Raw genomic sequence first — 23,338 nt, forward strand, 5'->3', positions numbered from 1 at the left:
GCGCAAGCGCGCGGCGCAAGCGCGCCGCACAAAAACAAACGCCTTCCACCGCGAACGAGTCGGACTCGTTCATGGTGGAAGGCGTTTTTTGTGCTTCCCGTGCGCCGCCCCCCACAGGGCAAGGCATGGGCTTATCTGGCTGCGCCGGGCCGCGTAGGCCTTGCGGCACGGCCCGACCGATCCCGCTATTACGCTGGATCGCCTTCTTTTGGCTTGAACTGCTTGTCGCTGATGCGGAACTTGTTGCGGCGGTCGCCCATCAAGTAGCGCAGGTCGCGGATCGACAGGTCGCTCACTTCGTGCATGCGGATCAGCAGGGAGGCGCCGACCGGCAGGCGGTGGTGGCGGATCTTCGAGATCACTGGCGGCGCCACTTCCAGCGCGCGCGACAGGGCTGCATCGTTCTTGAGACGCAGATTTTCAATCAGCGTGTCGAGTAAACGATTTGGGTTGTATTGCAGCAGATCATCGGAGTCCGAATCGCTGTTCATATCAATGCCGACTTGGTTTGTCATGATGTCAATAATTCCTATTGTGAGTGGTGCTGCTAAGTCAAACACGCGGAGCTCTCGCTGCTGGTCAACCACCGTCGAAGTGCGCTTGCGAATTTATCTTGGGTAACACTTTTTAAAAAATATACACAATTGTACAACGTTTTGTAATCTAATACCGATAAGCAATAACAGATTACAAAATGATGTCGGTTGTGTTGTCTGATCGCAACATAGCCGCATTGCAATTCTCTCACAAAATCACCGAAAAACTAATTGTTTTCCCAGAAAACTTAAGTGTAAGACAATTTAGATGCATCCGCCGCACAATTCTAAAGAGAACTGGCTTATTAGCAACATGTTTCTGAGTATATTAACGCAAGAGGCATTTCTATGGGGCACGAATGGATATGCGGAGGAATACGCACGACCCGCGCGGACCGGCTGCAGGCGTCAAAAGCGGCCCGAAAACATGCTCTGGTCGTTACATTCTTTTACAAAGTTTCCGCTGAGGCAAGAGGCTGTCAAGGCCGGTTTTGGCGGATCGCGCGGCCCAATTCGATCACGGACATGGCGTAGAAGTAAGAACGGTTGTATTGCGTAATAGCGAAAAAATTATCGGTGGCGATCCGGTACTCGGTCGGGTCGGGGCCGTTGGGCAGGTCGATCAGGCCGAAACGCTGGTTCGCAGGCAATACGGCGCTGGTGCTGACACCGCCCGCGCGCAAGTCCTCGGCGCGGAACTTGGCCGCCAGGCCCTGGTTGAGCAAACTTTCCCAGGCCCGGTCGTCGGACACGCTGGCCGGATACACAAGCGGTCCGGTCTGCTTGGCCTGCCAGCCGTGCTGGACCAGGAAGCTGGCCACGCTGCCGATCGCGTCCACCGCCGAGCCGCGCAGGTCGATGCTGCCATTGTTGTCGTAGTCGACCCCGTAGGCCAGCACGCTGCCGGGCATGAACTGCGGCATGCCGATGGCGCCGGCAAACGAACCGAGCATCGAGAGCGGCTCGATATTGGACTTGCGCGCCAGCACCAGCGCGTTTTCCAGCTCGCCTCGGAAGAAGGCCATGCGCGCGGCCCGGTTGGGCGCCTCGGGATAGGCGAAGGCCAGGGTGGTGAGCACGTCGAGCACGCGGAAGCGCCCCGTCTGGCGCCCGTAGATGGTCTCCACGCCGATGATGCCGACGATGATTTCGGCCGGTACCCCATACTCGGCCTGGGCGCGCGCCAGCACGGCGGCGTGCTGGTTCCAGAACGCCACGCCGGCCTTGATGCGGATCGGCTCGATCGTCACCCGGCTGTAGTTCTGCCAGTTCTTGGGCTTGCCCTTGGGCGCCGGCTTGACCAGCTGGACGGCGGTATCGATGTAGCGGATCTGGCCGATCAGCGCGGCGAGCTCGGCGCGCGGAAAGCCGTGCCGCAGCGCCACCTCGTCGGCGAAGGCGTTGACCGCTTCCGATTCGCTAAACACGACGGCGTCGCCGGCCTCGGCCGCCGTCAGCGCGGTGGCGGCCACGGCGGCCGGAACGGCCACGGAAGCGCCGGCCTTGCGCGCGCCCTTGGCCTTGGCATCGGCCTTGGCCTTGGCCTGGGACTGGGCACTTTTCTTGCCGGTTTTTTTGGCAGGCGCAGCCTGGCTCAGGGGACTTGCCGACACGGCAAGTGCCAGCAAGAGAGAAGTAAATTTCATTAAATGTTGTTCAGCAAACTTTTCAGGGTGGAGGCGAGCCCGGGAGCGGGCGGCCGGGCACTGTATTTGTGGGCACTGTAGAGGGCCAGGAAGCGCTTGATGGCAGCCGTCTTGTCTGGTGCCAGGCTGCCTTGCGCGAGCCGGGCGGCGTAGGCGTTGGGGCCTTCGTCGGCGGCGCGCGCCATGCCAAGCTGGCTCATCTTTCGACACAGGGCCGAGTATAGCGCATCGACCGGGTCGGTCCCGCGCCGCAGCCGTACAGCGCGCCACAGCAGCAACAGCGCGCCGATGGCGGCCAGGACGGCAAGGTTGCGCCAGTGCGCCAGGCCGAGCTTGAGGCTGTCGAGAAAGCCGCTCTGGCGCTCCGGCGTGTAGTTCAGCACCCACTGGTTCCAGCCATTGTTGACGGCGTCGAGGCGAAAGCGCAATTGTTCGAGCAAGGCGCTGCGCTCGCCGCTCAAGCCGAGCAGCCCGCCCAGGCCGGCAAAAGCGGGCGGATTTTGCGGCAGCGCGCTCGACAGGCCGCGCTGCACCCGTTCCGGCGCCACGGCGGCGGTGGGGTCGACCCGCAGCCAGCCACGCCCGGCGATCCAGACTTCGGCCCAGGCGTGCGCTTCCGACTGGCGCACCGACAAAAAGCCGTCGATCGGATTGAATTCGCCGCCCTGGTAGCCCATCACCACGCGCGCCGGCACCCCGGCGGCGCGCATCAGCACCACGAAGGCGCTGGCGTAGTGCTCGCAAAAGCCGGCGCGTGTCTTGAACAGGAAGTCGTCGACCGAGTCGCGCCCCAGCAGCGGCGGCTGCAGGGTGTACGAAAACGGCTGGCTGGTAAACATCGACAGGACCGTACGGACGCGCTGTTCGGGATCGGGCTGCGCCTGGCCGATGTTGGCGCCGGCCAGCAGCGCCCGCGGGTTGAAGCCGGCGGGCAGGTCCAGCCAGCGCGCGCGCTCGGCCAGTTCGGGGGTGGCGTCGAGGCTGTAATCGATGTGCGAACTCATGTCGTAGCGCACGCGTTTGTCGAGCGCGGAACTGGCCGACAGTTCCAGCTCGTTCGACACCTGCGCCGCATTGTCTTCCAGGACCGGCAGGCGGTCCGGCAGGTCGAGCGCGAACAGCCAGTTGTTCGACGAGGGCTCCAGGGTCAGTTGATAGTGGATCGCCGGCCCGCGCACGCTTACCGAAATTTCGTCGGCCACGCGGCGCGGCGGGCGCCGCGCGCGGGTCCAGGTGCGCCCGTCGAACTCGCCCAGCACCACGCCGCGCCAGTACAGTTGCGCCTTCGATGGCGGCGGATCGAGAAAGCGCACCTGGAACACCGGATCGTCCGATTGCGCCAGGTTCGACATATTCCCCGGCGCCATGCTGTTCGACAGGCCCATGCGAGCGCCCTGGGCGTCGCTTGGCATGCCCCACAGCGGCCCCTGGATGCGCGGGAACACGAAGAACAGCAGCACCGCCAGCGGCGCGGCCAGCAGGAACACGCGCGCGCCCATCCACAGGCGCCGGCCCAGCGGCGGCACCGCGCCGGTGAACTGGAACGACAGCTGCGCGGTGAGCAGCGCAATGATCGAGGCGACCATCATCAAGGCCGTGAAAATGCTCTGCGAGTAGAAGAAATTGGTCAGCACCAGGAAGAACGAGAGGAAGATCACCACGAACAGGTCGCGCCGCGCGTGCATTTCCAGCATCTTGAAGGCCACCAGCAGCACCAGCATGGCCACGCCGGCGTCGCGCCCGAACAGGGTCTTGTAACTCATGAACACGCCCGCCATGGCCGCCATCGACAGCGGCAGCAGCACCAGCGCCGACGGCATGCGCGTGCCGCGCAGGGTGGCCATGGCGCGCCACAGCAAGGTCAGGCCGCACAGGGCCGACACCCACAGCGGCAGGTGGCCGGCGTGGGGCGAGAGCACCATCAACGCCGCCACCAGCAGCAGCAGGGTGTCGGCCTTGTCGCGCGGTAGCTGGGCGAGCAGGCGGGTCATGCCAGCGCCGCCCTGCGCGTTGGTCTTGAACGCGCTCATGGCGTCTCTCCCAGGCCGTGCAGGGCCAGCGCGCGCAGGCAGGCCGCCTGGTGCGCTTCGCCGCTGGAGGCCTCGAAATCGATGGCGCCGATGCGAAACGCGTAGGGCAGGGCGCGCTGTTCGGCCTCGAGCACCCAGCGCGTCATGCGCGACAGGCGCAGTTCCAGGTTCATGATGGACGGCAGGGCGTGAAAATCGAGCACCAGCTCATCGATCGCGCCGCCTTCGAAATGCTTGGTCACCAACTGGCCGCCGTCGGCCGGGTCGAGCCGCGCGATCTGGCGCCAAGCCATGTGGCGCATCGGATCGCCCGGCTGGTAGCTGCGGATGCCGGCGAAGTCGTCGTGGCCGGCGTGGCCGTGGCCGTCGGCGCTCTCGACGCCCGACATCGGCAGCGGCGGCGCGTTTTCTTCGGGGAAGGGGTAGACCAGGGCGGACAGGTCCGGCTGCCAGTAGCTCCAGGCGCGCAACAGGCCGAGCGGAAAACGGGTGGACAGGCGAATCCGCGGCGCCGCCAGCCAGCCGCGTTCGAGGCTGGGCGCCGACAGGATCACCGCGCTGCTGGCGCCGGCCGCCACGTCGGTGACGTGGCGCGCTTCGCCGGCCTCGATGAAGTCGATCCACAGCGCATACCGGTCCAGCTTGGTGCGGTTGACCACGTGCAGTTCGAACTGCGCCACTTCGCCGGCGAACACCGGCTGCGCGCGGCCCGGGCGCAGGTGCAGGTGCGCCATGTTTTTATAGGTCAGGAAAATGTCGACCATGGCGCAGGTGCCCATGGTGAAGGTCAGCGCAAAGCCCAGGCCGAGCGAATAGTTGATCGAACCGATCAGCAAGGTCAGGATCAGCGCGGCGAATCCCATGCCGGCGCCGCTGGGCAGGATGAACACGCGGCGCTGCGCCAGGAAGGTTTCGCCGCGATCGACCCCGCGCTTCTGGAACAGCCAGGTGTCCGCCTTTGCGCGTACCGCAGCGGGAATGAAACGTGTCAGCAAGGCGGCCATTGCCTCACACCGGCACGGATTTCTGCAATTGCAGGACCAGGTCGCGGCTGGCCAGCGCCACCCCGTGCGCCGACTTCAAGGGACGCAGGCGGTGCGCGCACACCGGCACCAGCACCGCCTGGATATCTTCCGGCACCACGTGGTCGCGCCCTTCCATGGCGGCCCAGGCGCGCGCGGCCTGCAGCAGCGCGATCGCGGCGCGCGGCGACAAGCCTTCGGCAAACATGCCGTTCTGGCGCGAGGCCTGCGCCAGCGCCTGCACATAGTCGATCAGCGAGGCCGAGGTATGGATCTCGCGCAGCGCCTTTTGCGCCACCGTCAGTTCGGCCGGCTGCATGGCCGCCGGCAAGGTCTTGAGCATGCTGCGGCGGTCCTCGCCCATCAGCAGCGCGCGTTCGGCGGCGGCGTCGGGGTAGCCGAGCGAAAGGCACATCAAAAAGCGGTCCAGCTGCGACTCGGGCAGCGCGAAGGTGCCCACCTGGTGCAGCGGATTTTGCGTGGCGATGACGAAAAACGGCGCCGGCAGGGCACGCGTGACCCCGTCGGCGGTCACCTGGCGCTCTTCCATCGCCTCTAACAGGCCCGATTGGGTCTTGGGCGTGGCGCGGTTGATTTCGTCGGCCAGCAGCACTTGCGTGAAGATCGGGCCCGGATGGAACACGAAGCCGTTCTTTTCGCGTTCGTACACCGAAATGCCGGCCACGTCGGCCGGCAGCAGGTCGCTGGTGAACTGCACGCGGTTGAATTTAAGGCCCAGCGAGATCGCCAGCGCGTGCGCCAGGGTGGTCTTGCCGACACCGGGCACGTCTTCGATCAGCAGGTGGCCGTTGGCCAGCAGGCAGGTCAGCGCCTGGCGCACCTGCAAGTCCTTGCCGACGACAATCTGGCTGACCTGGCGGGCGACGGCGTGCATCTTTTTGAACATGGCGGTTATCTTTACAGTGTGCGGTGGGTGGTCGTGCGCACCGGCGTGGGGCACGGCATGGTAGATTAGCGCCTTCGGCACCACTACTGCGTCATCACGACCCGTTTCTCCAAGATTCTATGCGAGAACGGCGTTTCCGGTGCAACATTGATGACGCCGCTAATGAAATCACGCACATGAGCACAGCCATTTACAGCCACCCCGATTGCAGCCGCCACGACATGGGCGAATGGCATCCGGAGTCGCCCGCGCGCCTGCAGGCGATCGAAGACCAATTGATCCTGGCCCGCATCGATGGCCTGGTCGAGCGGCGCGAGGCGCCGCTGGCCGAAATTCCCGCCATCGGCCGCAATCACACCCTGGAAGCGATCGCGCTGGTGCGCGACAATACGCCCACCACCGAAGGCGATGTGTATCCGCTCGATGGCGACACCTCGCTCTGTTCGCACAGCTACCAGGCGGCCCTGCGCGCCGCCGGCGCCGCGCTGGCCGCCACCGACGCGGTCATCGCAGGCAGCATTTCCAACGCCTTCTGCGCTATCCGCCCGCCCGGCCACCACGCGCTGCCGACCGAGCCGATGGGCTTCTGCCTGTTTAACAACGTGGCCATCGCCGCGCGCCACGCGCTCGACTCGCACGGCCTGGCGCGGGTGGCGATCATCGACTTCGACGTCCATCACGGTAACGGCACCGCCGAATCGTTTCGCGACGATCCGCGCGTGCTGATGGCCAGTTTTTTCCAGCATCCGTTTTATCCGTACACCGAGCCGGAGCCGCAAACGGCCACCTGCGTGAACATTCCGGTGCCCGCGCGCAGCGGCGGCGACGTGGTGCGCAAGCTGGTCACCGAGCACTGGCTGCCGGCGCTGCACGACTTCAAGCCCGAGATGATCTTCATTTCGGCCGGCTTCGACGCCCACCGCGAGGACGACGTCGGCGGCATGGGCCTGGTCGAAGCCGATTACGCCTGGATCACGCGCGAAGTGATGACCGTGGCGCGCCTGTACGCGCAAGGGCGCATCGTCAGCTGCCTGGAAGGCGGCTACAACCTGTCGGCGCTGGGGCGCAGCGTGGCGGCGCATATCAAGGTATTGGCCGAGCTGGAGTAGCCGCATTCGCCCGATTTACGGCGCACCGGGCCAGCCCCCGGTAAAATAGCGCCTTAAACGAGAATTCCGAAAGCACAGCATGTCGATACAATGGTACCCGGGCCACATGAACGCCGCCCGCAAGAAGGCGGCCGAACAGATGGAGAACACCGATCTGGTGATCGAGGTGCTCGACGCGCGCCTGCCCGAGGCGAGCTGCAACCCCATGGTCGAGGAACTGCGCCTGTTCCGCCAGCGTCCCTGCCTCAAGATCCTCAACAAGGTCGACCTGGCCGATCCGGCCGCCACCGCCGCCTGGAACGCCTACTACAACGCCCAGGAAGGCGTGACCGCCTACGCCATGACCACCAAGAAGCCGGGCGACGTGGCCAAAATCCCGGACCTGTGCCAGTCGCTGGCGCCGCACCGGGGCGTGCCGACCAAGCCGCTGCGCATCATGATCATGGGTATTCCCAACGTCGGTAAATCGACGCTCATGAACGCGCTGCTGAAAAAGAAGGTGGCCAAGGTGGGCGACGAGCCGGCCGTGACCAAGATGCAGCAGAAGCTTTACCTCGGCAAGAACATCATCCTGGTCGATACCCCCGGCATGCTGTGGCCGAAAATCGCGCTCGCCAGCGATGGCCTGATGCTGGCCGCCAGCCACGCCATCGGCTCGAACGCCCTCATCGAAGATGAAGTGGCGGTGTTCTTGGCTGACGAACTGCTGGTGCGCTATCCGGCGCTGCTGACCGCGCGCTATGGCTTCAAGACCGAAGGCATGGACGGCATCGCCGTGGTCGAAGGTGTGGCGGCGCGGCGCGGCTACCGCCAGAAGGGCGGCGACCTCGATTTCGAAAAAGCCTCGCACATCTTCCTGCAGGATTACCGCACCGGCGCGCTCGGGCGCATCAGCCTCGAAACGCCGGAAACGCGCGCCGTGCGCCTGGCCCAGCACGCGGCCGAGATGGCGGCCAAGGCGGCCAAGGCAGCGGCCATCGCGGCCGAAAAAGCGGCCAATTCGGCGCGCGGCAAGCGCGGTACCTGACGAATGATCGCCTCTCCGGAAAATCCGGAAGGGCTTTCGAATGGAGCTTCCCATGCATGCAGCGCGTCCCCCTACGATCTATACCGACACCAGGCAGCTTGCATGGATGTTGCTGCCGTCAAGCGCGATCATCATCGCCTTGGGCGCGCGCGCTCACTCAGGGCGAGAAGGGCTTTGCGGCCTTTTTCCTGGCGCTCGGCGTGTGGGCCGCCGTGATGTGCATTTGCCAGTTTGCCAGCAATGGCAAGCAGGCGTCGATGACGGTCGGCGACGAGGGCGTCAGTTTTGCCGATGGAACTATTATCGCTTTCCGCGATGTCGAGAACATCACCGTGACGGAGCAATTCGGCCAGATGCCGGTGCAGTGCCTGTCGATTATCTTTTACGTGGGGCCGGAGGTGCCGGTCAAACAGGGCGGGCGCAGCTTGCGCAGGTCCTTTATGTTGTCGCATGTGTACGGCAATATCAGCTTCGTCGGCAAGCGCAGGATGTTTTGCTTCATGACCCCGGGCTTGCGCATCATGGGCGGCAAGATGCAGAACGACGACGACGTCAGCGCCGAATTGTTCGGCCGCTTCGAGGCGTTTCAACAGCGCTGAACCACCATTGTTCTCGCGCTGCGCCTATTTAGCGCTGTTCAAGGTCGCCAGCTCCGCTTTGATGGCCCTGGCTGCGGCGTTCCTGCCTTGGCGGGCATACAGCGCCGCCAGGCTGTTCAAGCTGGCGACCAACATGGCGTCATCCCGCGTGCCGCCGGCGTGTTGCCTGGCGATTGCCACCAGCGCCGTGTAGTGTGCGCCCGCTTCCGCCAGCTTGCCCTGCGCGGCCGCCAGGTCCGCCAGTTCGAGGCGTGCCTCGACCGCGTTCGGATGATCGGCGCCCAGGTCCTGCTCGGCGATCGCGTACGCGCTCTGCTGGAGCTGCTCGGCTTGCGCCAGCATGCCCCTGGAGCGCAGCAGGACGCCAAGGCCATACGAGGCATGGCCGACCAGGGGCGAGTTGTCCGACTTTCTATCTTTCAATAATGCCAGGGCCCGGCGATACTGCGCCTCCGCCTGGTCCAGCCCTTGCTGGCTGTAATACAGCTCACCCGATGAAATCAGCAGGAAAATGAGGGCATTTTGCTGCGCGAACATCTCGCCGCGCGCCGCATCGAGGGCGCGTTGCCGCGCCGGTTCGCCATCGGCCGCCGTACGCGCGGGAGCGCTCTCAAGTCGAGTCAAGGCTCCCGCCAGGCTCGCTTGCTTCGCCTGCGCCGCCCGCAACTGCTCGTCCATCTTCCCGATGGCGCCCGCGAGGTCGCCGCGCCGGTACAGGGCGAGCACGCCGCCCTCTTGCTCCAGCGGCGACAAAGCCGCCACCTGGCGCTTGCGGCCGGTGGCCGCGACCAGCTGGCGGGCGCGCTCGCGCTGCTTGTCGCCCTCGTCCAGGCGCCCCAGGGCATACAGCGCGGCGGCGTGTTCATTGAGCGCACCGATCAACGCGCCCGCGTGCGCCGCCGCGCCGGTGTCGATATGGCGCAGCGCCGTGCGCGCGTAGTGCTCCGCCATGTCGAAAGCGCGGTAGCGGTAGGCCAACTCGCTCAGATCGAGGTATAACGCGGGCTCTTGCGCGCCGAGCGCCGGCGCGGCCGCCAGCGCGGCGGCAATCCGCTGATACAGCGGCGCGGCCAGTGACGCCTGCCTGTTGACGCGATACAACTTCGTCAGGTCGCTCATGATGCCGATGGTAACAAGATGGCGGTCACCGGCGGACCCGGACGCCATGCCGAGAGCGATGGTGTACAAGGCTTGCGCGCCGTCGCAGTCGGTTTGCCGATGATATCGTTGGGCCTGTTGCCTGATGCGCGCGGCCAATTCGACCGACGGCTTCTGTCGCTCCCAGATGCCGCTCACGATCTTTGTCGTGGCGGCCGATTCGGTAAAACGTTCACGGCTAAACTGAACCAGTGCAAGGGTTTGGATGGCATCCACATTGGCCAGGTCCGCCTTTATCAGGCCATGTTTGACGGCCAGTTCGGTGAGGGGGGCCATGGCATGCGCCTGCAGGCCCGGCCGCTGCGCCGAATTGCGCGATTCGCAATGAAACGATGTCAGCGCGCGCTGCTCCGCGCCAACGGCGCACACGGGCAGGCAGAGCGCCAGGGCGAGAATGTGCTTCATTCGAGCGAGAAGACGAAACGGCTCCCGCCATAACCGCGGACAGGCTTGCCATTGATTGTCGCCGGGCGAAATTTGCAGGTCAGGAAACCGGCAAGTGCCGCGTTGTCGAGCTTGCGGAACCCGCTGCTGCGTGCGATGGACTTTTTCAGGATCGTCCCATCCGCGGCAATCTTGAACCACACGTTGACCGTGCCGGTTTCGTTATCCCGCACCGAGTCATTGGGATAATACGGCTTTTCGCATGCATCGAACGAGACCGGCTCGGCGGATTGTTCGACGCGTGCAAAGCGCGGCACGAAGGGGCGCACGGCGGGGGCGACGGCCGCCGTGACAACCGGCTTGGCCCTGGCAGCGGCTGTCGGTAACGCTGCCGCCACGGACAGGACGAGCGCGGCGCATGCTTGCTTGTGTATTTGCATGCGGCGATTATAGCGCGCAGCGCCGCCGGCATCAGGCCCCGGATTTACAAGAAATATATCAATGATGTATTTATGCAAGGGAAAGGTGAAACGCGGCGATGTAAAGACGCCCTGCATTATTAGCGGGGCGCGGGGGAATACTTGTCATTCATTAAAATGTTATACTTCGCGCCATTTTTAGTGGAGTTTATATGAATCAAACGCGTCCTCCGATTGCTTATACCGATTCCAAATCGTTTGGTTACTGGGCCATTGTGCTGGGTGCCGCCGTTGGGGTGATCGGCATTTTCTCCTTCGTCAAGCAGATCAGCATGGGCCTGGGCGCCGTCATGGCTTTTTGCGCGGTTTATATGTTCGCAGCGGCGTTTTTTCATTTGACGATGAATGGCAAGCGCACCGTGATCACCGTCAGCGACGACGGCGTCGCTTATGAAGGCGGCCTGACCGTGCCATTTTCCGATGTCGACAAGATCTGGGCCGGCAATCCGTTTCCGACCATTCCCGGCGATATTCTCAATATCGTGCTGCATCTGAAACCGGATGCGCCGGTAAAACAGGCAGGGCGCGGATGGAAAGCCATTTTCTTCCTCACTTATGTCGGCGGCAATATCAGCATGATCGGCAAGAAGAAAATGATCAGCTTCATGACGCCCGGCCTGCGTCCCGTCAGCGGCCAGAAAATGGATCAGGACGACATCCTGGAAGACCTGTTCGAACGCTTCGACGACTTCCAGAACCGCTGAGCGAACAGCAAAGAATTGACTTTTGTTCAACTATCAAGCCTAATGCGTGGATCGTGCAAACGATTTCAGAGCGGCTGATGGTTGACTGATCGTCCTGAGCACCGGACTGCCGGTTGATGAATTCGTCGCTAGAGGGCGCCAGAGCTGGCGCCACCGATTACGTCAACCGAAATGGAGTCCACATGCGATTCATGCTGCGTCCCACCCTCATTTGTCAAACCCTCGTCGCCGGTTTGTTCGCCGGCGCCGCCCAGGCGGCCACGCCGGTGTCGCTCACGTACGTCGTCAACAATCCATGGGCAGGCGGTTACTGCGCCATCGTGAAGGTATTCAATCCGAATGCGGAGGCGGTGCAGTGGAGCGGTTCGATGCCGGTACGCGGCACGGTAACGTCGCTGTGGAATGCGGTAGGCAAGCAGTCCGGCGGCGCGATCGTCTTCACCGGCGGGCTCGATTGGAACAAAACCATCGCCGGCAAGTCGTCGATGGAGGCGGCCGGCTTTTGCGCGACGGATGCCGTGACGCCAACACCAACGCCGACACCAACACCGACACCGACACCGACACCGACACCGACACCGACACCGACACCAACGCCAACGCCAACGCCAACGCCAACGCCAACGCCGACGCCAACGCCAACGCCGACGCCGACGCCATCACCCGGCGCACTGTCTCCCACCTACAAAGGCGAAGGCACGTTTTACGGCGCAACGGGCGAGGGTAATTGCAGCTACGACGCGAGCCCGGACAACCTGATGGTCGCCGCCATGAACCAGACCGATTACGCCAACAGCGCGGCGTGCGGCGAGTACGTGGCCGTCACCGGCCCCAAAGGCAAGGTCACGGTGAGAATCACCGACCGCTGCCCGGAGTGCAAACCGGGCGACATCGACCTGAGTGAGCAAGCCTTCGTCAAAGTGGCCGAAAAAAGCGCGGGCCGGGTGCCGATCAGCTGGAACGTGGTGGCCGGCGAGACCACCGGAACGGTCAGCTACCGCTACAAGGAAGGCAGCACCATCTACTGGCAGGGCATCCAGGTGCTCAATCACCGCCTGCCGATCACGAAGCTGGAAATCCGTCCGAACGGCAGCGCCAACTGGATCGCCGTCAAGCGCGAGGAATACAACTACTTCGTCTATCCAAGCGCGATTGCGCCCGGCCCGATGCAGGTCCGGATTACCGGTCTTGGCGGCGCAACGCTGATGCAAACGCTGCCCGAGCCGCAGGGTGGCCTGGTCGTCAAGGGCAGCAACCAGTTCTGACCTGACGAGATCAGTGGCGCGGGTGCCGCGCCACTGTGCCTTCCTGACGATGTTCGCGCAATGTCGTATCAGGCAATTCTGAATTTGGATACCGCTGTGGACACAGGCTTATCGACCAGATCCTTGGATGTGCTTCGCACCCATTGAACCGGCTGCCTCGTAGCGGACGTGGCGTTGTGCCGAGCGTGGTTGTTGAAAATTGCCAAAACGAAGAATTCCAGCGCATATTTACAAGACCTACGCCATCAATCGACAAACTGTATTTTTATTACAACAACCGTAGCTATTTTATTATCCATTTTCAATGTATGATCAATCCAGTTCGACTTCACATTTAATAAGAATTCTCTATTTCGCGACGAAACAGCGAGAAAGAGCCTAACTTGAAGCGATTGGAGATGAGATGGAACGTCTTTCTGTGATTGTTTTGGTAATGGTGTTGAGTGGATGCGCGTCGGTTCCTAAAATTACTTATCATAAATTGGAAACCAGGGAAGGGTATGCGCTAGTTAAAGATAAGATAACTGACAGTTACTATCTGAATACGACGGTGATTACAATTACTCCGCAGGAAACAAAATCATCCGAGAAATCAACGCCGCTGCTGGTCTATAGCATTGCCGCAGAACCCGTCGAGGCTCGGGATTTTAAGGTCGGGATCGAACCGAAAAATTCTTTCCGCACCACGACAAAAGTCAATATCGTCAAAGCTGAGAATACCGACCGCGTTTCGTCCGTCGGCAGCGAGACGACAGAAAATCTTAAGGATTTTATCAGCAAGGGTGGCGGGCTGCTAGTGCAGTTGATGGGGATCGCAGGTCTCAGCCCCGATGAGAAAAGCCCAGCTTCTTGCAAAAAATTTATTACCTCGCCAGTTACTATCGACGTCAGCCGATTTCTCGCTGATAAGCGAAAAATCATTCCTTATAACTTTGAAGAAAATAACATGGAGACTAGCTGTATCACCTTGGAGATAGGGAAGCCGCCTTTTGATGCTGTGGAAACTGAAAAGTATCCCTGGAATATCGAAACAAGTAATTTTTATTACTCAGCATGCCGCGATCTGAAATTGACGATTACATACCCGGATAAACGGGTACTGGTCAAGTCGTTCAGGATCGCAGATCCATTTCTCATTCAGTCCGTCCAGTTTCCGTACAAGGGCTCCATTAGCATGCATTCGCAGTGCGGTGTATCGGTTAAAACCGATGGCATGGCAAATCCCAACTACGGGTTGGAAGTGGCAAACGAAATCGCCAAACAAATTGGTGAAGTCGGCAAAGCCAAATAGATACTTGTTGGATACCACATATTTTTCATAAGGGGAAGAAAAATGCGTATCCGTCATATCCTCTTAACTGCATCGTGCGTACTGTTCTCGGAAGCATTAGCGAGCGATCAGATCAGGCCGGACAGTCCGGCGCATCGGTTGGAGGTGCTCATCAAGAAGGGATTGGACGCCACGAGCGAGGATATGACGGCATCGGCCTCATCTGCTAATGGGGTATTGGCCGGGAGGTCGATTTTTTTAGAAGCAAACGTATGGACGAGCAAGAGCGTTCTGAATGTCTGCTTCTGGAATGGCAGCTTGCCGGAGCAGATAGCAGTTGCCGAAAGTGCCGCCCGTTGGAATGGGCATGCGCGCTTGACTTTGTCGCTGTACAGCGCCCCTGGTATTCCACGGGCCTGTACGGATGTCGACAGTGGTGATATTCGCATTGCCTTATCACCGATAGGTGTGGAAGACAAATATGAAGCAGGCCAATACCGATACGAAAGCTGGTCCCTGATTGGCCAGCAGAGCGATTTTGTTCCCTATGGTAAGCCAGAGACGGCGCGATACGCAATTACCATGAATTTACCCAAGACCGCGAAAGCGCTGGAAGAAAGGAATCTTGCCCATCTTAATTTTACGGTAAGGCATGAATTTGGTCACGCATTTGGATTGATGCACGAATTTCAGGCGGGCCAGTGCGCCGACTGGATTGATTTGGAGAAGTTTGCTACCGACTATAACATCTCCGGTAACGACTATATGCTGAATCTGGAACCACTGCCTTTAACTGCAGGCACCCGGTTTGGGCGACCGTACGGTGTAAAAGGGGATTACGACATAGATTCAATTATGCAATATAACTTCGAAGATAAGTATTATATATTGCGTGAGGCAAAAATCAACCCTTGTCGTCGTGTAAAAAACGTTGTTGAACCTTCCCCGGGCGACTATAAGACGATCGCCGAATTGTACGGTGGACCTTTCAATGTACGTCCGTATTCAGATAGACGAAGTGAGTGGAAAGGAATGCTTCCCGGGATCACCGAGTTTGGAGGACAGTCGGGACGGATAGGCGTGTTTCCCGGCACAAGAGAGTGGATAGGAGCAGTCCGTGAAACGCAGGACGCACATGCACATCTTCACGCTGCATTTGCCATTGCCAGGAAGTCAGATCCGCTAAGCGCTGTCAAGTTGAAAAAAATACTTGATAACGTAGAGCAGTTGGACCGCTTGCGAAAAGGACAGGCCATACGGTAAAACCGCATTCGCGCCCAAGTGCCGCCTCGCGGTGCCTGAATACCCTGCGGGCCCGCCGCTACCCTTGAACCGGTTCCCCGAACCGAAAACTCGACACCGCCAGGTGGCCGAAAAATTCATCTTCGTGATACACGCACGCCGCATCCTCCGCTTCGGCCGCGCCCAGCGCCACCATCAGCGGCATCAGGTGTTCTTCGCGCGGGTGCGCGTTGCGCGCGTACGGCGCCTGGCCCCAGTGCAGCAGGGCGGTGGTGCGCTCCGACGGCGGCAGCTTGAGGACCATTTGCAGCCAGTCGTCGAACTGGTGCGACGCCAGCCTGCCTTCCGGCCCGAACTGGCGCAGGTTATGGTAGCTCAGGCCACTGCCGATAATCAAAACTCCCTCGTCGCGCAGCGGCGCCAGCGCGCGCCCGATCTTCACGTGCGTCAGCGGATCGAAGCCGTGTTTGAGCGAGAGTTGCACCACCGGCACGTCGGCCTCCGGGTACACCGGATACAGCATCGAAAACGTGCCGTGGTCAAAACCGCGCTGCGGATCGAGCGAGACCGCATGCCCGGCTGCGGCCAGCAAGTCGGCCGCGCGTGCGGCCAGTTGCGGCGAACCGGGGGCCGGATACTTGATCTGGTAGGTGTGGGCCGGAAAACCGCCGTAATCGTAGATCATCGGCGGCTGCGCGGCGGACGACAGCATCAGCTCCTGTTCTTCCCAGTGGCCGGAAATGACCAGCACCGCGGCCGGCTTGACATCGCCGACCTGGCGCCGCATGTCGACCAGCGACGCTTCCAGCACGGCGTAGGTGTCGCCGTACTGTTCCTTCATGAACGGCCACGGGCCGCCCCCGTGCGAGACGAAATAGCTTGGGAGACGCGTGTTCATATTGGCACCGGAAGTTGATGTGTATCCTCCATATGCGGACGTGTACACTCGTTTTCAACCCGATGATTTACTATGCGTTCGCGGCTATGGCGTTCTGTGGCGCGTTTTCTTAGGCAAATAAAACGGGGCTCTTTTAGAGGAATTTGATGTGACTTTATTATCTGGCACTGCTACTCATCTGGTTCTTCGTGCTCCGGATTGTGGCCAAAGGCGTCACATGGATGCTGTATAGCCGGGATAAGCGCATGACCGTCATTGTTTTCATGGCTATCGTGTATCCCCTGCCGCTTGCAGACGAACTTGTTGGAGCAGTGCAGTTTGGCATGCTATGCGCAAGCCAGGAAGCGTATGTCGCCCCGGATGCGGAGCAAAAGAAGGGAACAAACGTCCGTGCAATCATTCATGAAGATGAGTATTTGGATGGCAAGGCCATTCCGATGACATCGACGGTACATGAGGTTGTTAGTGAAAGCGATAAATCATTGATTGTCCGATTTGTCACTGTCACGGCGCACAATGGGTTCCTCACCAGGAAGTTCCAATTGAACGAAGGCGGTAGCCCGTTGTTGTTTTCAGGCTCTTGCGACCAAAAAGTAAGACATACACTCTTTATTGATTACAATTTTATCAATTAATTCTATTGACAAGGAAACGCATATTCGCGACAGCGTACGGCGGCGGTCCCGCTTAGCCAGCCGGCGCCTGCCGTGCCAGGGCAATCACCGCAAAACCGGTGAATAGCGGCTATATCAAGCCATGCGCGTGCGCGCCAGGTCGATCAGGGCGAACAGGCGCGCGCTGCGCATCCAGCCGATGACGACGACCGCCGCCTGCGTGAGCAGCAGCGCCCCGGCAAAGCTCAGTGCATCGACGCCCGCCGTGTGGGCGCGCGCCAGCGACAGCAGGGCGGCCAGCGCGAGGCCGACGATGCTGATGCCGATATAGGAGCCCAGCGCGGCCAGCGGATGGCGCGCCAACAGCGTGCAGCCCGCCAGCCAGGCCGACCAGGCGGCCCGTTTGCGCGGGTCGTACGCCAGGAACGCGCGGCCGGCATCGAGCGACGCCGCGGCAAGCCCCATCAGCAGCACCGTGAGTGCTTGCGCCAGCATCATCGGCAGCGCCGCTTCGCCGCTCGCGGCGACCCTGGTGGCGTGCATGGCTGCCGCTTCGATGGCGGTCTTGCCAACCATGAACGCCGCGCCCAGCGGCAGCGCGCCCCAGCCCAGCATGCGCAGCATCGGCGCGTAGTAGTCGACGCCGCCGCGCGTGAGCGCCGCAAAGCCGGGCGCCTTGTCGGCCCGCGCCGCCGTCGCCGCCATCCCCGTGAGCATCGGCGAAATCAGCAAGGTGGCGATCAGCGCCATGGCGCCGGCCTGGGTGAACGCCACCTGGTTGCGGCCGTGGATGGCCAGCAGGTCGCTGATGGCGGTCATGTCGAGCGCGCGCGCCAGTGTTTGCGCGTGCACCGAATAATCGAGGTGCGTCGACAGCAGGTGCCAGGCCGGCAGCGCCAGGATCAGGGTTGGCACGAGCATCCACAGGGTCCACAGCAGCAGCAGGCGCCATTGCAGCGCCGCGCGCGCCGCACGCGGTACGGATGCCATCGAAAAGGCGGGCGTCTGGTTCATCACACGGTCGCAATCAGGGAAAAGAGGATGTTGAAAAACGCCGCCACATCGCCCGTCCATCTGCGCGAGGCGCTGCCATCGGGCGCCAGTGTGCGGCTGTCATCGAGTTTGCTGGTGTCGAGGTAGTGCTGGCGCCTGGGATCGAGTTCGGCCGATACCGCCCTGGCCGGCTTGACCCAACTGAAGGTGCGCCAGCGCTGCTGGTCGTCCCACACCACGGTCTCGCTGCTGCCGTCGGCAAATTTGACCAGCAGGCTTTGCGCCACCGGCGCGCCGCGCCGCTGCAAGGTGACGCTGGTGCGCCACGGGCGCGCGGCGCCGGCCTTGGCGGCGACTTCTTCCTCGCTCGAAAAGCGCGAGATGCGGTCGTCCACGCTGGCTGCGGCGTACACCTGCTGCGCGAACGCCGCGTACACGGCGGCGCGCTGGCCGCTTACCTCGGCCAGCGTTTCGCGCAGGTCGGCGATGCTCGGATGGCGGAACTTCCAGCGCTTGTAGTATTCCTTGAAGGCGCGTTCGGTCGCCTCCTTGCCGATGCGCTCTTCCAGGTCGCGCAGCATGGTGGCGCTGCGCACGTACACCGGGCCGATGCCCTGCAAGCGCATGTGGGCGTTCTGCCCGATCGGGTCGGCCGGTTCGTGACGCGGGGCGTCGTGGCGTTCGACATCGAAGCCCTTGAAACCGGGCGCCAGGCCGAGCGCCTTGAGCCAGCGCGGGCCCGGATACACCTGCTGGCCGCTCTCGCGCAGCATGCGGTAGTCCCAGTATTCGTTCAGGCCTTCGTCGAGCATCGGCTCCTCGAATTCGTTGGACGCGACGATGCCGTAAAAGTAGCCGTGGCCGACTTCGTGGATGGTGACGAAATCGAGGTCGAAGGCGCCGGCCGTGCCGGGCACCACCTTGTCGTGGCCGGTGGCGGTGATGAAGGTCGGGTACTCCATGCCGCCGGCGTCATCGGCGTTGAACGGCGGGATCACGATGGTCAGCGTTTTGTACGGATACGGGCCGAGGGTCTTCGAAAAATAGCTCAGCGCATCGGTGGCGGCCTTGAGCGCCGGCGCGGCGCTGGCCGCACGGTCGGGCGGGAACAGCACCGTCAACGCTACCTGGGCGCTGCCCTGCGCGCTCCAGGTAGCGCGCAGGGGCGGCGCGGTGCGCTTGTCGGCGGTCCAGGCGAAGTCGTGGACGTCGCCCTGCACGTAGTGGTGGGTCAGCATGCCGCCGCGTTCGGCCGGCGCCCCTTGCAGCTCGCCCGTGGCGCCCACCGTATAGCCCTTGGGCACGGTGAGCTTGACGTCGTAGCGCCCGAAGTCGGCGTAGAACTCGGACTCGTGATGGTACTCGTGCACGTTCCAGCGCGCGCGCGTGGCGCCGCGTTCGCCGGGCAGTTCGAGCACGCCGATCTTGGGGAACCACTGGGCCACCAGGTGAAAGCTGCCGAAGTAGCCGGTGTCGCACACCACGCGCGGCAGGCGGGTCAAGAAGGCGATGTCGACACTGGTGGAGGCGCCCGGCGCCACCGGCGCCGGCAGGTCGAAGCGCACCACGGTCTGGTCGCTGGCGGGGCCGTTGTCGGGATGAACAAACGACCAGCCGACCTTGGCCCCGCCCTGGGTCACGCTGCGCAGCGAAATATCGCCCCACTCGCCAGGCCGGATGGTGGCATCATTGCCGGCCTCGCGCTGCTCGGTGAAGTAGGTGCTGCCCGCGCTCTTGAAGGCGTTCATGTACAGGTGCAGGTAGACGCTGCGCACGGTCTCCTTGCTGCGGTTGCGCCAGGTGAGCTTTTGCTTGCCGTCGATCGTGTGCGCGACCGGGTCGAGCGTCGCTTCGATCTGGTAATCGACCACGCGCTCCGACAGGGTCGGCTCGCTGCCGGTGCGCGGTCCGCCCCACGCGTCCGGGGCGCTCGGCACGCTCACCGCGCCGGCCGACGGCAGGGCGAAGCCGATCCCGACATCGGTCACCGGTTCGGGGATCGGCGTGATGCTGATGTCGGCCTGCGCCAACAGTTCGGCGCCGGCGACGGCGGCAGCGGCGAGCAGCATCGCCTTGAGGGCCATGGTTCGGGTTCGGGCTTGCATGCGTTCTCCTGCGCCGCCGCCGGCGCTGACTCGATAAAAGGGTAAATGCGGGGTTTGCCGGGCGGCCGGCGCGCCGCACAGCATGCCACAACGCGCGCCGCCACGCAGTCCGGATGGCGACTCCGATTATAATGGCGCAGTTTTGGTGCCAGCCCGCGTCTTCACGCCGGCAGTTAAACGGGAAACACCCAGTGTGCTGCCCCCGCAACGGTAAGCCAGGCGCGCCATGAGCGCCTTGCCAGCCCGGATACCGGCCAAAACAGGTGGACACGATGCCGCATCGCGCGTCGGTCCGTGCAATCCGGCTTGCGGGGACGCAGGCCAGGACTCATTTTCTGAAGACGACATCATGATTTTTGCAGTATCGCCGCGCCGCGCGCTCTCCGCCAGGCCGCTCGCGCTGGCTTCCGCCCTGTCCCTGTGTTTTGCCTCCGGCGCCGCGCTGGCGGCCCAGGCCCTGCCTGAAGTAACCATCACCGGTGCGCGCTTCGCCAGCGATCCGGCGCTCGCTCCGATCGGCGCGACCGTCATCAGCGCAGACGACATCCGCCGCGCCGGCGCGGCCGACGTCAACCAGGCCATCCGCAAGATCGGCGGCGTGTACGGCCGCCAGAGCCTGGACGGTTCGCCCGATTTCAGCCTCGACTTGCGCGGCTTCGGCACCAACAGCAGCCAGAACATGGTCGTCACGCTCGACGGCGTGCGCATGTCCGAGAGTGAATTGAACAATGCGACCCTGTCGTCGATTCCGATCGAGACGGTCGAGCGCATCGAAATCATCCGCGGCGGCGCCAGCGTGCTGTATGGCGAAGGCGCCACCGGCGGCGTGATCCACATCGTCACAAAACGCCCGCAAGCGAACGGCCGGCGCGGCATGCTGCGCGCCGAAATGGGCCAGTTCGGCCTGCGCGACCTGCGCGCCGCGCTGGCCCAGTCGTGGAACGGTTTTGCGCTCGACGCCTCGGTCGGCAGCGCCCGCACCGACAACTACCGCGACCACAACGCGTTCGAGCTCGATACCTTCAGCGGCGGCGCCCAGTGGGCTTACCAGGGCGGCCGCGCTGGCGTGCGTTACGACCGGGCGCGCCAGGAGTCGGAGCTTCCGGGCGCCCTGAGCGCCTGGCAGTTCCGCCATACGCCGCGCGAGGAAAGTACCCCGGACGATGTCGGCGCGCTCGACTCGGACCGCCTGACCGCGTTTGCCGAGCAGCGCATCGGCGCCGTCGACCTGGCCGCCGAGCTGTCGCGCCGCGAGCGCACCGCCCGTTCGACCTATTTCTACACGCTCGACGGCGCGCGCGTGGCATCGAAGGCGACCTACGAGAGCGTGCAGACGCAATTCTCGCCGCGCGTGCGCCACCTGGCGCCAATGGGCGCCATGCTCAACGAACTGGTGGCCGGCATCGACCTGGTCAAATGGACGCGCGTGACCGATTCGGATTATTCGAACGCGGACGCGGCGCAAAAGTCAAAGGCGCTGTACCTGCGCGATGAACTTACCTTCGGCGGCGAGCACAAGGCCCGCGTGGCTGTGGGTGCGCGCCGCGAGCGCTTCGAGAAGGACGCGACCGATACGCTCGCCTTCGCCAAGCCTTACGACAGCAAGCAAACCCTCAACGCATGGGAAGTGCAGGGCAGTGTCGACGTCATGCCGGCCGTGAACCTGTACGCCAAGGCCGGACGCAGCTACCGCGTGGCCAACGTCGATGAAAACGGCTACCGTTCCTCGCCCGGCTTGCTGGCGCCGCAAACCTCGCGCGACCTGGAACTGGGCCTTGTCTACGGCAGCGCGAGCCTGGGCGCGAGCGCGCGCATGTTCCGCCACCAGCTGCGCAACGAGATCTTTTACGACCCGAGCGCGAACGGCGGTTACGGCGCCAACACCAACCTCGATCCGACCCAGCGCAAAGGGGTGGAAGTCGACCTGCATGCCAGCATCGCGCGCGACTGGCGCGTGAGCGGCAACTGGCAGTACGTGCGGGCGCGCTTCACCGCAGGGCGCAACGCCGGCAGCGAGATGGTGCTGGTGCCGAAGAACGTGGTCTCGGCGCGCCTGGCCTGGGCGCCGGGCAATGGCCATAGTGCCGACATCGGCGCCCAGTGGGCCGGCAAGCAGCGCTTCGGCGCCGACTTTGCCAACACCTGCGGCGTGCGCATCTCGTCGGCCACCACTTTCGACGCGCGTTATGCGCGCCAGATGGGCGCCTGGGAGTTCGCCGTGGCCGGCCTGAACCTGGCCGACAAGCGCTACACCAGCAATGCCTTCGGCTGCAACAGCGGCATCTATCCGGCCGACGGACGCCAGGTGAAGGTCTCGGCGCGCTACGACTTCTGATGGGCCAGCGCCTCGCCGTCGCCGCGCTGGCCCTGTGGGCCGGCCTTGCCGGCGCCGCCCCGGTCACGGTGGTGGACGACGCCGGCCGGCGCGTGGTCCTGGACGCGCCGGCAAAGCGCATCGTCTCGATGGCGCCGCACATCACCGAGCTGCTGTTCGCGGCCGGTGGCGGCGCACGCATTGTCGGGGCGATGAGCTACAGCGATTACCCGGCGGCGGCCAGGACGATCCCGCTGGTGGGCGACAACAGCCAGATCGATATCGAACGCGTGCTGGCGCTCAAACCGGACCTGCTGGTGGTCTGGCAGAGCGGGAACACGGCGCGCCAGCTGGAGCAGTTGCGCCAGCTCGGCATTCCGATGTTCCACAGCGAGCCGGCGCGCCTTGGCCAGGTGGCCGACAGCATGCTGCGTTTCGGCCAGCTGCTCGGCACCGACACGGTGGCGCGCGCGGCGGCGGCATCGTTCCAGGCCGATATCGCGGCCCTGGGCGCCCGTTATGGCAAGCGCTCCCCGGTCAAGGTGTTTTACCAGGTCTGGGACAAGCCGCTGTACACCCTCAACGGCCAGCAGGTGGCCAGCGACGCGATTGCCCTGTGCGGCGGCGAGAATATTTTCGCCGCGCTGGCGGTCAAGGCGCCGTCGGTCGGGATCGAGGCGGTGTTGCAGGCCAATCCGGAAGCGCTGGTCGCCAGCGTGCCGCACGACCCGTCGGACGCGGGGCTGGCAATGTGGGCGCCGTACAAGACCCTGTTGGCGGTGCGTAATGGCAATTTATTCACGCTCGATGGCGAATTGCTGACCCGGCCCGGGCCGCGCCTGGTCCAGGGCGCCGCCATCCTGTGCGAAAAACTCGAACTGGCGCGTCAACGGCGCGGCCAGGCGCGCCGTTTACCGACGGTGATCTCGCTGTGATCCGGCCCAGCCGCGACGGCATTTGCAACGCATTGTAAAATGCTGGACCTTGGCCGGGGGCCTGCCGCAAAAAGTGGTAATCTCGCGATCGTCGTCTCAAC

20 protein-coding genes and 1 riboswitch are annotated in these 23,338 nt (G+C 63.1%); of the genes, 10 read left to right on the forward strand and 10 right to left on the reverse strand.

The genetic code is table 11. From position 1 onward, the window contains the following. Positions 1 to 188: 188 nt before the first annotated feature. From F2P46_RS14020 to F2P46_RS14040, 5 genes are all read right to left on the reverse strand, one after another. Positions 189 to 515 carry a hypothetical protein gene (locus tag F2P46_RS14020; RefSeq protein WP_054266941.1) on the reverse strand — a complete coding sequence of 109 codons (327 nt, stop codon included), beginning with the start codon at positions 513 to 515 and terminating at the stop codon, positions 189 to 191. A 500-nt stretch (positions 516 to 1,015) separates the two neighbouring features. Then, on the reverse strand, positions 1,016 to 2,182 hold the full coding sequence (gene mltB / locus F2P46_RS14025) for a lytic murein transglycosylase B (RefSeq protein ID WP_166890452.1): 1,167 nt from the start codon (positions 2,180 to 2,182) through the stop codon (positions 1,016 to 1,018). Next, the gene (locus F2P46_RS14030) at positions 2,182 to 4,212 is read right to left on the reverse strand and encodes a DUF3488 and transglutaminase-like domain-containing protein (protein WP_229509274.1); all 2,031 of its coding nucleotides are present in this window, start codon (positions 4,210 to 4,212) and stop codon (positions 2,182 to 2,184) included. The genes mltB and F2P46_RS14030 overlap by 1 nt, the downstream gene beginning before the upstream one ends. Further along, positions 4,209 to 5,207, reverse strand: coding sequence for a DUF58 domain-containing protein (locus tag F2P46_RS14035; protein WP_229509275.1), 999 nt, complete (start codon positions 5,205 to 5,207; stop codon positions 4,209 to 4,211). The genes F2P46_RS14030 and F2P46_RS14035 overlap by 4 nt, the downstream gene beginning before the upstream one ends. Before the next feature lie 13 nt (positions 5,208 to 5,220). Then, positions 5,221 to 6,141, reverse strand: a complete 921-nt coding sequence (locus F2P46_RS14040; protein WP_166890458.1) for a MoxR family ATPase — start codon at positions 6,139 to 6,141, stop codon at positions 5,221 to 5,223. Positions 6,142 to 6,317: 176 nt separating this feature from the next. Here F2P46_RS14040 and F2P46_RS14045 point away from each other — a divergent pair, with 176 nt between their 5' ends. The 3 genes from F2P46_RS14045 (at position 6,318) to F2P46_RS14055 (ending at position 8,876) form a co-directional block, all read left to right on the forward strand. Then, positions 6,318 to 7,250 (forward strand): histone deacetylase family protein, encoded by a 933-nt coding sequence (locus tag F2P46_RS14045; RefSeq protein WP_166890460.1) that lies wholly within the window; start codon positions 6,318 to 6,320, stop codon positions 7,248 to 7,250. Positions 7,251 to 7,329: 79 nt separating this feature from the next. Further along, on the forward strand, positions 7,330 to 8,277 hold the full coding sequence (gene ylqF / locus F2P46_RS14050; RefSeq protein WP_166890463.1) for a ribosome biogenesis GTPase YlqF: 948 nt from the start codon (positions 7,330 to 7,332) through the stop codon (positions 8,275 to 8,277). 200 nt (positions 8,278 to 8,477) lie between these two features. Further along, positions 8,478 to 8,876, forward strand: coding sequence for a hypothetical protein (locus F2P46_RS14055; RefSeq protein WP_166890466.1), 399 nt, complete (start codon positions 8,478 to 8,480; stop codon positions 8,874 to 8,876). A 24-nt stretch (positions 8,877 to 8,900) separates the two neighbouring features. Here F2P46_RS14055 and F2P46_RS14060 read toward each other — a convergent pair whose 3' ends face one another. Further along, positions 8,901 to 10,439 carry a tetratricopeptide repeat protein gene (locus F2P46_RS14060; RefSeq protein ID WP_166890468.1) on the reverse strand — a complete coding sequence of 513 codons (1,539 nt, stop codon included), beginning with the start codon at positions 10,437 to 10,439 and terminating at the stop codon, positions 8,901 to 8,903. Continuing rightward, positions 10,436 to 10,975: an energy transducer TonB gene (locus F2P46_RS14065; RefSeq protein ID WP_166890471.1), complete on the reverse strand. Its 540-nt coding sequence runs from the start codon at positions 10,973 to 10,975 to the stop codon at positions 10,436 to 10,438. Before F2P46_RS14065 ends, F2P46_RS14060 begins: the two co-directional genes overlap by 4 nt. Positions 10,976 to 11,049: 74 nt before the next feature. Between F2P46_RS14065 and F2P46_RS14070 the strand changes: the two genes are divergently transcribed. The 4 genes from F2P46_RS14070 to F2P46_RS14085 all read left to right on the forward strand — a co-directional run bounded on the left by F2P46_RS14070 (position 11,050) and on the right by F2P46_RS14085 (position 15,399). Further along, positions 11,050 to 11,601, forward strand: coding sequence for a hypothetical protein (locus F2P46_RS14070; protein ID WP_166890474.1), 552 nt, complete (start codon positions 11,050 to 11,052; stop codon positions 11,599 to 11,601). A gap of 182 nt (positions 11,602 to 11,783) precedes the next feature. Next, positions 11,784 to 12,866 carry an expansin EXLX1 family cellulose-binding protein gene (locus F2P46_RS14075; RefSeq protein WP_166890477.1) on the forward strand — a complete coding sequence of 361 codons (1,083 nt, stop codon included), beginning with the start codon at positions 11,784 to 11,786 and terminating at the stop codon, positions 12,864 to 12,866. A 403-nt stretch (positions 12,867 to 13,269) separates the two neighbouring features. Continuing rightward, positions 13,270 to 14,157 carry a hypothetical protein gene (locus F2P46_RS14080; RefSeq protein ID WP_166890480.1) on the forward strand — a complete coding sequence of 296 codons (888 nt, stop codon included), beginning with the start codon at positions 13,270 to 13,272 and terminating at the stop codon, positions 14,155 to 14,157. 42 nt (positions 14,158 to 14,199) lie between these two features. Next, positions 14,200 to 15,399: a hypothetical protein gene (locus F2P46_RS14085; RefSeq protein ID WP_166890482.1), complete on the forward strand. Its 1,200-nt coding sequence runs from the start codon at positions 14,200 to 14,202 to the stop codon at positions 15,397 to 15,399. 58 nt (positions 15,400 to 15,457) lie between these two features. Here the strand turns inward: F2P46_RS14085 and F2P46_RS14090 are convergent, their stop codons facing one another. Then, positions 15,458 to 16,276, reverse strand: coding sequence for a class III extradiol ring-cleavage dioxygenase (locus tag F2P46_RS14090; RefSeq protein ID WP_166890485.1), 819 nt, complete (start codon positions 16,274 to 16,276; stop codon positions 15,458 to 15,460). A 245-nt stretch (positions 16,277 to 16,521) separates the two neighbouring features. Here F2P46_RS14090 and F2P46_RS14095 point away from each other — a divergent pair, with 245 nt between their 5' ends. Next, positions 16,522 to 16,911 (forward strand): hypothetical protein, encoded by a 390-nt coding sequence (locus F2P46_RS14095; protein WP_166890488.1) that lies wholly within the window; start codon positions 16,522 to 16,524, stop codon positions 16,909 to 16,911. Positions 16,912 to 17,025: 114 nt separating this feature from the next. Here the strand turns inward: F2P46_RS14095 and F2P46_RS14100 are convergent, their stop codons facing one another. Beyond that, the gene (locus F2P46_RS14100; protein ID WP_166890490.1) at positions 17,026 to 17,904 is read right to left on the reverse strand and encodes a hypothetical protein; all 879 of its coding nucleotides are present in this window, start codon (positions 17,902 to 17,904) and stop codon (positions 17,026 to 17,028) included. Continuing rightward, the gene (locus F2P46_RS14105; protein WP_208296621.1) at positions 17,904 to 19,988 is read right to left on the reverse strand and encodes a M1 family metallopeptidase; all 2,085 of its coding nucleotides are present in this window, start codon (positions 19,986 to 19,988) and stop codon (positions 17,904 to 17,906) included. Before F2P46_RS14105 ends, F2P46_RS14100 begins: the two co-directional genes overlap by 1 nt. A 126-nt stretch (positions 19,989 to 20,114) precedes the next feature. Continuing rightward, positions 20,115 to 20,262, forward strand: a riboswitch (cobalamin riboswitch). 75 nt (positions 20,263 to 20,337) lie between these two features. Here F2P46_RS14105 and F2P46_RS14110 point away from each other — a divergent pair. Beyond that, the gene (locus F2P46_RS14110; RefSeq protein ID WP_166890493.1) at positions 20,338 to 22,323 is read left to right on the forward strand and encodes a TonB-dependent receptor; all 1,986 of its coding nucleotides are present in this window, start codon (positions 20,338 to 20,340) and stop codon (positions 22,321 to 22,323) included. Continuing rightward, positions 22,323 to 23,237, forward strand: a complete 915-nt coding sequence (locus tag F2P46_RS14115) for a cobalamin-binding protein (RefSeq protein WP_166890496.1) — start codon at positions 22,323 to 22,325, stop codon at positions 23,235 to 23,237. Before F2P46_RS14110 ends, F2P46_RS14115 begins: the two co-directional genes overlap by 1 nt. Positions 23,238 to 23,338 lie beyond the last annotated feature (101 nt).

This window comes from Massilia sp. CCM 8734 (assembly GCF_011682155.1).
In the GTDB taxonomy this organism is placed as follows: domain Bacteria; phylum Pseudomonadota; class Gammaproteobacteria; order Burkholderiales; family Burkholderiaceae_D; genus Telluria_A; species Telluria_A rubra.